This is a genomic window from Bacteroides sp. D20, assembly GCF_003436255.1.
In the GTDB taxonomy this organism is placed as follows: domain Bacteria; phylum Bacteroidota; class Bacteroidia; order Bacteroidales; family Bacteroidaceae; genus Bacteroides; species Bacteroides uniformis.
The window spans coordinates 102,128-114,339 of record NZ_QSOO01000009.1 but is presented as its reverse complement, the minus strand read 5'-3'; the positions used below and the strand labels follow the sequence as shown (position 1 = coordinate 114,339).

The following is a 12,212-nucleotide window of genomic DNA, read 5'->3' as shown; positions in this document are numbered from 1 at the left end:
TTATTGGCAGATAAGTTGTATTATTTGAATAAGATAATGAATGGGTGTGATTTGTATCATGAGGTAAATCTTCCTCATTATTTTACGTTGGATCATCCGGTCGGTAGCGTTATGGGACGGGCTGAATATGGTGAAGGATTCAGTTTTGGGCAAAATTGCACGGTGGGAAACAATAAAGGAATTTATCCGGTTTTAGGTGAAAATGTGCGGATGTGTGCAAATTCTTCTATTATCGGTAACTGCCGGATAGGTGACAATGTGATTATCGGGGCAAATTCTGGTGTGAAAGATGAGGATGTGCCGGACAATTCAATTGTTTTCGGGTATTCTCCCCATTTAATTATAAAGGCTAAACGATGAAAAATATCTGTATTATTCCTGCCCGTGGCGGCAGTAAACGTATTCCGCGTAAGAATATCAAAACCTTTATGGGCAAGCCTATTATTGCATACTCCATTGAGGCGGCTTTGCAGAGCGGACTTTTTGACGAAGTAATGGTTTCGACCGATGATGAAGAGATAGCGGAGATAGCTTGCGGATACGGGGCCAAAGTTCCTTTTATGCGCAGTGCTGAGACCTCGAATGATTATGCCGGCACGGCCGATGTAATTCTTGAAGTTTTAGAGATGTATAAAGAGCGAGGCAGGGAATTTGATACAGTTTGTTGCATTTACTCGACAGCTCCTTTTGTCACTCCTGAAAGGCTTCGGGAAGCATACGGAAAAATGAATTCGGAGATTGATTCTGTTTTCACTTGTGTGGCTTATTCCTATCCTATACAGCGTAGCCTTCATATTGTAGACGGGAGAATCGGTATGGTTTATCCCGAATACATGAATGCACGTTCCCAAGATTTGGAGCCGATTTATCATGATGCCGGTCAGTTCTATTTTTCTCGCATAAACTCCTTTGTAGAGAGCCGAACCTTTTGGGGGAAGAACACAGCCGGACTGGTACTTTCCGAACTCGAAGTGCAGGACCTCGATACGCTGACTGACTGGACATTGGCGGAGATGAAGTATGAGTTACTTCATAGATGATGTAATGCAGAAAATCTATTTCCGTGCCGACGCAAGCGCTACCATCGGTTACGGTCACTTTATCCGTACTCTGGCTTTGGCCGATATGCTGAAGGACGATTTCGATTGTACCTTCTTTACTTGCCATCCTACCTCATATCAGGTAAGTGAGATGGAGAAGGTATGTCCTTTCATCCCCTTGCAAGAGGAAACGCATTCTGCTGATTTCCTTTCCCATTTGCAAGGTGATGAAATTGTGGTGCTCGACAATTATTTCTTCACTACCGATTATCAGCGTGCCATTAAGCAAAAAGGTTGCCGCCTGGTGTGTGTGGATGACATGCACGACAAGCACTATGTGGCAGATGTTGTGATTAATCATACTTTGACTGACTCCGGACTTTTTGATGTGGAACCTTACACTAAACTTTGTTTGGGATTCGACTGGGCATTACTGCGTAGACCGTTTATAGAAGCTGTAAACAAACTCTGTTCTTGTGCAAAACGTACAGAAAGTATAACCATTACTTTTGGTGGTGTGGATTCCTTTGACTTTACTGGCCATTACATTCGTGAAGCTATGCAATTGCCTACTGTCAGCCAGATAACTGCAGTGGTAGGTGATGCTTATCAACCTCAAAAGCCGAGGGTACGGGATAGGCGAGTGTCTTATTGCTCCAATTTAACAGCTCAACAGATGGCCGAACTTTTTTGTGCTTCCGATTGGGTGATCTGTTCAGCAAGTACTGTAAGTATTGAGGCCATTGCTTGTGGTGCCAAGTTGGCTGTAGGTTGGTATGTAGATAATCAGGCTGATTATTATTCACTGTTAACCTCTACTGGAGGAGTTCTTCCTTTAGGAAATATTAAGGATAATCCCATACCTCTGACATCTTTAGAGATTGCTGGGGTTGATAACTTGCAGATAAAGAGTGGTATTCGTGAACGCTATATTAATCTGTTTGAAGAATTGGGAAGAAATGTGCATTGACGATGATCGCATTCTTTTCGGAAAAATTCTCATAATGGACAATTGATGCAGGAATAGAACAGATAATTTTAATTATTTAGCAATTGAATGATACAAATAGACAAACAAGCGGTTTATAAATATCATGGTTATGTTTTCCAACACTTCTCTATTTTGTCGGAAGAACTCCTAAAGCAAATATTGGATTGGAGGAATACTTTTGAGATAAGGCAGTTTATGTATAATACAGATGTAATATCTCTTGAAAATCACTTGAATTTTACGAAAACCCTTGCTCAACGAGAAGATTGTTACTATTGGTTAGTAACAAAAGATAATGTTCCCTATGGTGTCTTCAATCTGACCAATATAGACCATGAAAGAAGAATCGCTGAATTAGGCTATTATATGGCACCTTCCCAAATGAAAAGTGGAGGGGGACTTGATTTTGTTTATACTATCATCTGTTTTTCTTTTGAGGTTGCAAAATGTATAAAACTGGTAGGTTCAATTGATATAAACAATACCGATGCATTGTTATTGGATGAGTTTTTAGGCTTTGTTTTGGGTGATACGGTGGAATCCGACGGATGTTGTCATAACCGGAAATTCATTGAATGGGAGCTTTCAGAACTTCATTATAGAAGTACTACAGTATATAGAAATGATATACGTAAATTGGTCCGCTTTATTAGAGATAAACGCAAATAGAGAATCATGTTATCAAATTTTCATTTTCACCATATAGGATACGCTGTTACCAGTATTGAAAAAACAATGTATTATTACATTGATGGGGGATATTCTTGTTCATCTGTGATATTTGATCCAATACAGAATGTAAATATCTGTTTCCTTACAAAAGAAGGAGAGCCTATGATTGAACTTCTTGAACCTGTTGATGAGAATTCTCCAATCAATAAAAATCTTGAGAAGAATGGAGTTTGTCCGTATCATTGCTGTTATAGTGTAGAAAATATAGAAGATGCCATCGCACGGCTTCGTAAAATGAGGTTCATGGTGGTAAGCTATCCGGCAGAAGCAGTAGCTCTCAATAATCATCGGGTAGCTTTTCTCTATAATAAAGATATCGGTTTAATTGAATTATTAGAACAAAAATGAAATTCTTTATTTTTAGAAACAATACGCTGGAAAATATCTTCGGCACAGACGAAGTGGAGTATTCTGGTTACGAAGATGTATCATATATACCTCAAAATACATCTTTGTATTTGTGGATGTATCAAATACCCATAAGATGGAATCAGAAGCAACTGGCTGACGAAATTGATGCATATATTAGAAAAATGCAGCTTGTTTTCTCGCAGGTTCCACAAGGGAAAGAATTTGTAGCATTCACATTGGTAGACATCTTTCCTACGAGATTTACTGATGCCAATTTTATTGTAAGGGAGGCTATCGTCCGGTATAATACCCAACTGTATAATATGGCTGGAACGAATGTAAATTTTAAGGTGATTGACTTTTCTGAGTTTACTTCCCGTTATAGGTCAGAGGAATTGATTGGATGGAAATTCTATTTTATTTCTCAAATGTATATATCTTCTAAAATTACCAGTGAATTTGCTACATGGGTAGACTCTAAAATACAGAATATAGCTTTAAAGAGAAAGAAATGTCTCATTCTTGATTTGGATAATACTTTGTGGGGTGGAGTCCTTGGCGAGGAAGGCATTAATGGTATACAAATTGGCGGGGATTATCCAGGTAAGGCATTTTTGTATTTTCAGGAAGCGCTGTCTGCGCTAAGTAAAGAGGGTATTATTTTATCTGTTTGTAGTAAGAACAACGAAGAAGATGTATTCGAAGCTTGGGAGCAAAATCCGTTTATGGTTTTAAGGAAAAAAGATTTTGTTGCTATTCGTATAAATTGGAATGACAAGGCTTCGAATATCGTGGAGCTGTCTAAAGAGCTGAACATAGGTCTTGATAGTATGGTGTTCATTGATGACAATCCGGCAGAGCGTGAATTAGTAAAACAGACCTTGCCTATGGTGGCTGTCCCGGACTTTCCAAAACAAGCATATATGTTACCGCAGTTTTTCATGCAATTAGTTCGTGATTATTTTGAAGTTTACGAAATTACCGGTGAAGATAAAAAGAAGACGGAACAATATAAGGCAAATGCGGAACGTACACGCGAACAAGCCAAATTCTTAAACTTTGAAGATTTTCTTCGTTCATTAGAAATTAAAATTGAGCTTCAGAAGGTGGACTCATTCAATATATCACGAATTGCTCAGATGACGCAAAAAACAAATCAGTTTAATTTAACGACCCAACGTTATTCTGAAGCTGATGTCAGACAACTTCTGGATAATCAATGGAAAATCTATTGCATCAGAGTTTCAGATAAATTTGGTGATAATGGTATCACGGGAGCGGTTTTCATCGCTGATAATAGTATTGAGAATATATTGCTTAGTTGTCGTATATTAGGTAAAGGTATTGAAACGGCTTTCATTAAATTTGTATTTAAATTGTTGGTTGAGGATGGTGTGTCAGCTTTAGAAGCAAAATTTATTCCTACTCTCAAAAACAGACAAGTGGCTGATTTTTATGACCGGCTTGGCTTTTCTGTGATGCGAGTAGAAGAGGGTGTTAAATACTATATGGCGAATATTGACAAATTAGATTTGTCAATACCTGATTATTATTCAATAACAGTTAAACAATAAAGTTATGATTACGAATGAAGAAATAATGGATGTGATGAGAGCTGTTTTAAAAACAGATGTAGATGAGAATACCTCTCAGAATAATTGCGAAAAGTGGGATAGTATGAACCATTTGAATCTGGTTATAGAATTGGAAGATACTTTTGAAGTAGAGCTTGAGCCTAATGAAATCAGTTTGATGAAATCTTTCTCTGACATCAAAAATATTATTTCAAACAAGTTACAATAAGAACCATTATGGGAAAAACATTTATCATAGCCGAGATGTCGGCGAATCATAATGGCAGCAAGCAGATAGGCATAGAAACAATTCGTGCTGCCAAACGTGCAGGTGCAGATGCTATCAAGCTCCAAACATATACAGCTGATACCATAACGTTGGATAATGATAAAATGGAGTTTATGGCTGATTCTACAAGTGTTTGGGCCGGCATGCGTTTGTACGATCTCTATAAGCAAGCCTATACCCCTTGGGAGTGGCACGAAGAATTGTTTCGTGTGGCCAAGGAGGAAGGACTTATCTGTTTTTCATCACCGTTTGATAAAACTGCGGTAGATTTCCTGGAATCCTTGGGCAACCCCATTTACAAAATTGCCTCTTTTGAAATTACGGATATTCCTTTAATAGAGTATGCCGCCAAGAAGATGAAACCGATGGTGATGTCTACCGGCATTGCCACTGAAGAAGACATTCAGTTGGCTGTAGATACTTGCCGTGCGGCGGGCAATGATGATATTACGCTGTTGAAATGCACCTCCTCTTATCCTGCCCCCATTGAGGAAGCCAATCTGTGCATGATAAAGGATTTAGCCGAGCGCTATGGAGTGAAGTCCGGTTTGTCCGATCATACCATTGGCAGTGTGTCTGCCGTAGTGGCTGTGACACAAGGTGCAACCATGATTGAAAAGCATTTTATTATCGACCGTAGTATTGGCGGCCCCGATGCCTCATTCTCAATGAACGAGCAGGAGTTTGCCCAAATGGTGAAAGATATACGCATGGCCGAAGCGGCTATCGGCTCAGTATCGTATGAACTTACTGATAAGATGAAGTCGGGAAGGGAGTTCTCCCGTTCGCTCTATGTAGCCGAGGATATGAAAGCTGGAGAAGTGATTACAGAGCAGAACGTTCGCTCCGTTCGTCCGGGCTTCGGTTTGCACCCTAAGTATCTGAAAGATATATTGGGAAAGAAAGTAAATCAGGATTTGGAGAAAGGAACGAGATTTGCATGGGAGTTCGTGAATAGTTAGAGGTCATCAAAAAAGAGAATATTGTTACTGCAATTCTTAAAAATAAAACTATCTTTGCGGTAGTCTAAACACTAAAAACATAGTCTATATGAATCGCAAGGAATTGGTGAAGCGTCTGAAATATATGATAAAGAGTGTTGCTCCCAACTCTCAGACTATTCTTTATGGTTCTGAGGCACGTGGAGAGGCAAAACAGAATAGTGACATTGATATTCTGATTTTAGTGGATAAAGATACAGTTTCTCCTATGGAGGAGGATGTCATTACTGCTCCAATATATGATTTGGAAATAGAAACAGGTACTATTATTAGCCCGATTGTGATGACTCGTAAAGCTTGGGAGGCAGCAAAGAGAAAGACTGTATTTTATTATAATGTAATGAAAGATGGTGTGTTGCTGTGATGGAAGAGGATATAAAGCGTGATATTGTCAATTATAGGCGTCAAAAGGCATGTGACTTGATGCATGATGTTGATGTCTTGATAGATAATGAACTATGGAATTCTGCTGTAAATAGGATGTATTACGCTTGTTTTCATATGGTTTCAGCATTGTTGATTTTGCATGGAATTGAAGTGAAAAGTCACATGGGAGTTCGACAAGCTTTTGGACTTCATTTTGTAAAGACGAATTTGTTGTCGTCTGAATGCGGGCGTATCTTTTCTAAAATTTACGATAAAAGGCAGTCAAGTGATTATGATGATTTCAAAGAGTTTACCAAAGATGAAATTGATAATTTGTATCCTCAGATTTCATTCTTGATAAGTGAAGTTGATAGATTGATTACAGAAAAATAGATTTCCTTCTTCCCCTCTTTTTTTAGTATCTTTCATCCCCCTTCGTTAGGAAAATACGAACAGATTTTGTTCCTTTGCAAGTAAACAATGCCCCTACGGAACGAATGACAAATATCACCCCATTGCTTTACCAAAGCGGGTATGTGACGATAAAGAATTATTCTCCGCTTACACATCTTTATACGCTGGATATCCCCAATAAAGAAGTGCGCATGGGGTTGATGAATTTGGATATAGAATAAAAAAGGGAGCCTTTTACAGCCCCCTATACTCCCTTTCCGCATCGAAGCACGGACAAGCTTTCACCGGATTCAAGTCGTGATGCCCAATAATCAGTGCCCGTGGAAAGATGCGTTTCAACTCGCGTAGCAGTGCCAGCAACGAAGCCTTCTGCTCCAAAGTGCGGGTATCAGCAGGACAGCCTTCGGCATCCAACCCTCCTTCGTAACAGATGCCGATGGAGTGGCGGTTGTATTATTTTGTATATTTTAGGTATCGTGTTATGATATAATAAACTAAAAAGCTAATTGTAGACTTAAAGTGCTGTATATCAAAATATTGTTTTTGTTTACTTTGAATTTTCCATAATCCAGAATACAGTTGTATATGTGAAACTCAAAATTTTATAGCTATGAAAAATTAGATAAGAAAAGATGTAAGGGTATGCCTTATACCCGATTATATGGAAACGCACACTATTACCACTTATAGATTAGCAAGTGATAAATTTCTCCGCACATATTTTCCTGAAAGTGCGTATGGACTTACCCCATCCATGAAGTTCAAAAGGAGAAAGCGTTAATAATTTGTTCAGAACTGAAAAAGCCAACTTATCCATTTGTTTATAATGGGTAGGTTGGCTTTTGGGCTTAATAGTGCTGTTGGGCTATAAACAAATTAGGGTATAAAATAAATCTCTCTACCACCATCAATTGTTACTCCATTGCTGCTCCATGTGTAATTGTAATTTTCGGTTTGACTAAAACCATTATAGTCTATAGTACTACCATTCAATGATTTTGTCTGGTTTTTAGGAGCGATACCTAAATAGCCTGCCCAATAAAGGCAATCCACCTCGTCAATGTCTATACTATAAATGTGATAGTAGAACAACATGTTTTTACTATTGGGAGTAGCATAGTAATCGAAGTCGTGAATTCTTTCCCATTCCAATTTGTTATCACTGTCAAAGAAACATTTTGTTTGAACTTTAATAATGTTTCCATCTTCCCATGTGATAGTGTATTCTCTGTTCTCTCTATTGTCTTTCATAAAGATGAGATGTCCTTCGGAATCATATTTACATGTTTTTGTATTGGAATAAGTATAACCACCGGATTCAGTAATCGTCTGATAAATTTCTTCTGCAAATCCTTGTGAGTTCACCCATACCTCAATCGTATAGTTTGGGGCTTTATTACTACCATCATACTCTACTATAACATCAGGTACGCCAACAGCTTTAGTCTTTGCAGGATAATTGTAGGTAAATGTAGCCGTTCCATAGTCATCCTCCATTTTAGTAAGAAAACCATTTGAATAAGTGAATTTCATATCATCCACTTGTTGTGGAAACTTGTTCTTGAATACCTTTTCTGCTTGGGTCTGGGCTTGTGAACGCTGCTGGATTCTGAATTTAGCCAATGCTTTTGTCCCATTCTTTGGCAAAAGAGGGATAACACAACCGCGGGCATTGGATGTCATATTGGGTTTTATATTAAATGATATTATTTCATTGCGTATCACTGCACGACTTTTTATTGTCGCACTCACCCAATCAGTCGCATCTTCGGGAATGAGCACTTCATAATCAAAATTTACGTCTAATGGTATGGTTACTTTTCCTCCGTCTGTAGGTATGCTGTAGGTAAGCGGTTGTCCTTCTTCTGAACTGCTGATATTCATTTCCCATTCGTAGAAGTTAATCACGTTCAGAGATGTATATCCGTTTCCGTCAGAAACCAACACATTGACATACCCATCAACATAAGAATCGGGAGCGGTCACTGTTATAATGCCACCGTCTGTAGTCTGATTTTCCAATCTTACTTTATAATTTCCATCTGACGAGGCTGATACTATAGTTTTATCTGTAGCCCCTTTCAGTGTATATGGAATCTGAACAGTCTGCCCTGCTGAAATGCCTTGTTCTTGCACATCAAAAATAATACTTACAGCTTTATATCGGGGAAGAGTAAAAGTTGTATTGTCTGCCAATGTAAAGGTTACTGTATTATCATTGACTGTCACATCTTTAAATGTTTCATCAACAGTTGTAGCGGCAGCCCCTAACTTAGTCCAGTTAGCCCCTTTGTCATAAGACACATACCAGAAATTATTTTCTATCTTTAATTGTGGAGTGGTACCGTCCTTTCCATCCGTACCACTTTCTCCGTCTTTTCCATCAGTGCCTATAGCCTTTATTTTATTTCCGCCACTATCCAGAAGCCATTTTCCGTCGAGTGTCCAATAGTAAATTCCATCAGAATCCTTTGACACCCCAATAATAGGCGTGACTCCATCTTTTCCATCAGTACCATTTACTCCATCCTTTCCATCTGCACCATCTTTCCCGTCCTTTCCATGATAGATAGTTATAGGTTGGCTTTTAGTAAATGTAATAGTATAACCCACTTCCTTACCATCCTTGGTAATAGGAGTTACGCTTGTTACATAATCGTTGTTTTCCAACGCTGCCACAATGTTTTGCAGAGAGGAGATATTTGTGTTTATTTGTTTGCAGATTTCTTCCAGTTGCGTAACCCTATTTTCTAAATTATCTACTCTGTCTATAATAATAGAATCATCATAATCATCACCGCAAGACGTAAAGCTTATGCTAAAGAGGATGGCAATAATTGCCATTCCATTTAATCTGAATGCTTTCATTGTTGTTTTATTTTTAATATGAATCTATTTAATGTATTTATTCCCACTTAAAAGAATAAATTGTAATATCAGTTTCGGTACGAGTTTCTGTTACATTTCTTTCATCATCAGTAATAACACCGTCACCATTTTTATCTGTAAATGATTGTTTAGTAGTGTTCACGTATGTATATGTTACAGTGCAGCTTTCCACATATCCATCTTTATCTAATTTATATTCAAATTTAACTGTATCTTCATAAGTATATTCAGACTTACAAGTTTCCTTGAAATATTCATCATAATATTCATATATTTCAGTATCCTTACTAAATATCTGTTCGGGCAGTTGATTAGTGCGCATACCTACGAGTTCGGGATGTGCGAAGAAAATATAATCATCATCTAAAGCATCCCAGCCTTCATCTTCCATATTTGGGAACCATCCCTTACAAGTCTTTCCGTTGTAAGTGTATTCATAAACATAAGATTTTTCACTATTATTCTCTTTGTATATATGTTTTGTCATTTTCCCATTATCCCAAGTATAAGTATAGCTGCAATCGTCACCACTATGTCTTTCATCCGTTTCATCTACTTTAATTAATTGGTTGGATGAGTTATAGGTAAATGTTTTTGAAGCTCCTTCGTTGTTCTGTTGTTTTCTCACTAAATTATCAGAAAGTGTGTATGTTCTTCTTGCATCTCCACGTTTTGTTGCAATAATGGTATTATTGCCCCAAGTGAAATTGATAATATTGTTGTCTGAATGTCCATCCTCGTTATCAACAATGGATGTTAGCCTGCTTTGATTGTCGTACGAGAATGTATATATACTGATATACCCATCATCAGATGTTTCTTTAATCTCCATTAGTTTCTTTTGGTTGGTGATAATACCATCATCATTTTTGATTGGGTCATCGTCATCACTGCAAGAAACAAAATTCACACACATTACTACGGCTAGTAAAGCCATTCCAATTAATCTAAAAGTTTTCATTTTTAATCTAAGTTTATTTGTGCCTCTATGTTCCCAATAGATAGCATTAATAAATAAGTTCAGAATAAGCATGAGGAACACAACAAGAAGCTGCATACTTATTAATTGATAGATAGACTGTCTGTTTTTACCATAGTATTATAGCCAATGTTCCCTATTGACTGTTACAAAATAAAAGAAGCGTGGGAACTATTGAGTATTATCTTATTGAGGCTCTGGACTGCCCAAGTCAAGTAATAAACAATAGCCCACGCCAAACGATATATAGACCATCTTTATAGATAGGTATATAACATTGACGTGAGCGTCCTTGCTTATTATCCTTGACTTTTGAAATTGTCCAGATTCCAATAAGGGATAATATCAATAACGCTCTTTATTAACTAATATGTCCTTCCAGTCCCTAACTCATTAGGTGTCTGGAATTGGCACAAAGTTACTAAATTACGTTTGATTAGCAAGAACTATTGTTTATTAAATCACCTGGTAAGCTGTTCTTCTTTATCACTTCAAGTAGGTAGAAAATTCAGAAGTCGGCATATAAAAGCAAATTTCTGAATAATTCTACCTCAATAAATGTTTAAGACTTTATAAACTGATTCTTTATCCGTTGAACTGTAGAGATTCCAATACCTTGTAATTTGGCTATATTCCTAATTGAATAGCCCTTTTTTAATAAAGCGATGGTATCTTTGTATTCCTCTTTCTTCTTATTATCAGTCTTAATACTGCCTTGCTTTCTGCCAAGTTTGCCACCTTTGGCAATGTAATTTGCCCTTCCAGAATTAAGACGGTAAGTAATGTTTGACCGTTCAATGTTTGCCATTTCTGCGAGTACAGTCACCATGATGGAAGCTATTGGATTCACCTCTCCATTAGGTTGTAAAGTATATAAGCCTAAATTCTGTATATATACTGATACCTTGGATTCATGTAGCATATCCAGAGATTTAAGCACTTGTAACGTGCTTCTGCCAAGTCTGGAAAGTTCAGATAACAGTAGGTAATCCACATTCTTTTTTATACAGAACTGTAGGCAGTCAGTAAGCACCTGACGCTCTTCATTCTTCTTTGCACCGCTTATGTGTTCTTCAAATATGGAAATAACTTCTATATTCTGGGAATTGGCAAAACGTTTCAAATCCTCTATCTGCCTTGTTGTGTCCTGTCTATCATTGGCAGAAGAAACACGAGCATATATTACTGCTGTTTTCATTTTATTCTTTGAATTAATTGATAACTAAAAAGAATGTGTTCAAAGCAACCTTATAGATTAATTTGAACACATTTTCCATTTGAACACACAAATTAAAAAGGTCTGTTCCCATATTTATATTCCAATATGGAATTGCACACCCTATCATAAAAAGAAAATCCACCACCGGAACAGAAGTAACTTTCATAAATGGCTGCAAATTTTCCTTTTATTCTTTCTTTTTCTGACAACTGATTATCAAATTTATCCAACCAGTATTTTAAGGCTTGTATCACTTTGATGTATCGGAGATTATTATCCACATAACCCAATCTGTTTTCCAAATCTTTAATGTGTTGTATTACATTATCTATCTGTTTATCCATAGTTTTATAAAAAATAAGAAAGG

General features: G+C 37.3%; 15 protein-coding genes and 1 pseudogene. 11 read left to right on the top strand and 5 right to left on the bottom strand.

The features are described from left to right. Positions 1-24 precede the first annotated feature (24 nt). The 11 genes from DXD78_RS21320 to DXD78_RS21060 all read left to right on the top strand — a co-directional run bounded on the left by DXD78_RS21320 (position 25) and on the right by DXD78_RS21060 (position 6,979). On the top strand, positions 25-360 hold the full coding sequence (locus tag DXD78_RS21320; RefSeq protein WP_227224503.1) for a DapH/DapD/GlmU-related protein: 336 nt from the start codon (positions 25-27) through the stop codon (positions 358-360). Next, positions 357-1,040, top strand: coding sequence for a pseudaminic acid cytidylyltransferase (pseF, locus tag DXD78_RS11155; RefSeq protein WP_009038597.1), 684 nt, complete (start codon positions 357-359; stop codon positions 1,038-1,040). Before DXD78_RS21320 ends, pseF begins: the two co-directional genes overlap by 4 nt. Then, positions 1,021-2,010: a UDP-2,4-diacetamido-2,4,6-trideoxy-beta-L-altropyranose hydrolase gene (gene pseG / locus DXD78_RS11150; RefSeq protein WP_009038596.1), complete on the top strand. Its 990-nt coding sequence runs from the start codon at positions 1,021-1,023 to the stop codon at positions 2,008-2,010. The genes pseF and pseG overlap by 20 nt, the downstream gene beginning before the upstream one ends. A gap of 87 nt (positions 2,011-2,097) precedes the next feature. Further along, complete coding sequence (locus DXD78_RS11145; protein ID WP_009038595.1) at positions 2,098-2,700, top strand: GNAT family N-acetyltransferase; 603 nt, start codon at positions 2,098-2,100, stop codon at positions 2,698-2,700. A 6-nt stretch (positions 2,701-2,706) separates the two neighbouring features. Next, the gene (locus DXD78_RS11140) at positions 2,707-3,111 is read left to right on the top strand and encodes a VOC family protein (RefSeq protein WP_009038594.1); all 405 of its coding nucleotides are present in this window, start codon (positions 2,707-2,709) and stop codon (positions 3,109-3,111) included. Continuing rightward, entirely contained in the window at positions 3,108-4,688 is a 1,581-nt protein-coding gene (locus DXD78_RS11135) for an HAD family hydrolase (protein WP_009038593.1), read from the top strand. Before DXD78_RS11140 ends, DXD78_RS11135 begins: the two co-directional genes overlap by 4 nt. 4 nt (positions 4,689-4,692) lie before the next feature. Further along, on the top strand, positions 4,693-4,917 hold the full coding sequence (locus DXD78_RS11130) for an acyl carrier protein (RefSeq protein ID WP_009038592.1): 225 nt from the start codon (positions 4,693-4,695) through the stop codon (positions 4,915-4,917). 8 nt (positions 4,918-4,925) lie between these two features. After that, positions 4,926-5,939, top strand: a complete 1,014-nt coding sequence (gene pseI / locus DXD78_RS11125) for a pseudaminic acid synthase (protein ID WP_009038591.1) — start codon at positions 4,926-4,928, stop codon at positions 5,937-5,939. An 88-nt stretch (positions 5,940-6,027) separates the two neighbouring features. Continuing rightward, a complete protein-coding gene (locus DXD78_RS11120; protein WP_008663357.1) occupies positions 6,028-6,342 on the top strand; it encodes a nucleotidyltransferase domain-containing protein in 315 nt (104 codons plus the stop codon). Continuing rightward, positions 6,342-6,737, top strand: coding sequence for a HEPN domain-containing protein (locus DXD78_RS11115; protein ID WP_034529826.1), 396 nt, complete (start codon positions 6,342-6,344; stop codon positions 6,735-6,737). Before DXD78_RS11120 ends, DXD78_RS11115 begins: the two co-directional genes overlap by 1 nt. A 104-nt stretch (positions 6,738-6,841) precedes the next feature. Next, on the top strand, positions 6,842-6,979 hold the full coding sequence (locus DXD78_RS21060; protein ID WP_162612924.1) for a hypothetical protein: 138 nt from the start codon (positions 6,842-6,844) through the stop codon (positions 6,977-6,979). Between the two features lie 13 nt (positions 6,980-6,992). On the opposite strand, the pseudogene DXD78_RS11110 reads toward DXD78_RS21060, so the two are convergent. The 5 genes and pseudogenes from DXD78_RS11110 to DXD78_RS11090 form a co-directional block, all read right to left on the bottom strand. Beyond that, positions 6,993-7,211: pseudogene (locus DXD78_RS11110) on the bottom strand (N-acetylmuramoyl-L-alanine amidase); the annotation flags it as partial. A 423-nt stretch (positions 7,212-7,634) separates the two neighbouring features. Then, positions 7,635-9,626, bottom strand: coding sequence for a PL29 family lyase N-terminal domain-containing protein (locus tag DXD78_RS11105; protein ID WP_009038590.1), 1,992 nt, complete (start codon positions 9,624-9,626; stop codon positions 7,635-7,637). A gap of 37 nt (positions 9,627-9,663) precedes the next feature. Next, positions 9,664-10,608, bottom strand: coding sequence for a DUF4595 domain-containing protein (locus DXD78_RS11100; protein ID WP_009038589.1), 945 nt, complete (start codon positions 10,606-10,608; stop codon positions 9,664-9,666). 580 nt (positions 10,609-11,188) lie between these two features. Further along, on the bottom strand, positions 11,189-11,824 hold the full coding sequence (locus tag DXD78_RS11095) for a recombinase family protein (RefSeq protein WP_009038588.1): 636 nt from the start codon (positions 11,822-11,824) through the stop codon (positions 11,189-11,191). Positions 11,825-11,916: 92 nt separating this feature from the next. Next, on the bottom strand, positions 11,917-12,189 hold the full coding sequence (locus DXD78_RS11090) for a hypothetical protein (RefSeq protein WP_009038587.1): 273 nt from the start codon (positions 12,187-12,189) through the stop codon (positions 11,917-11,919). Between the last annotated feature and the right edge of the window lie 23 nt (positions 12,190-12,212).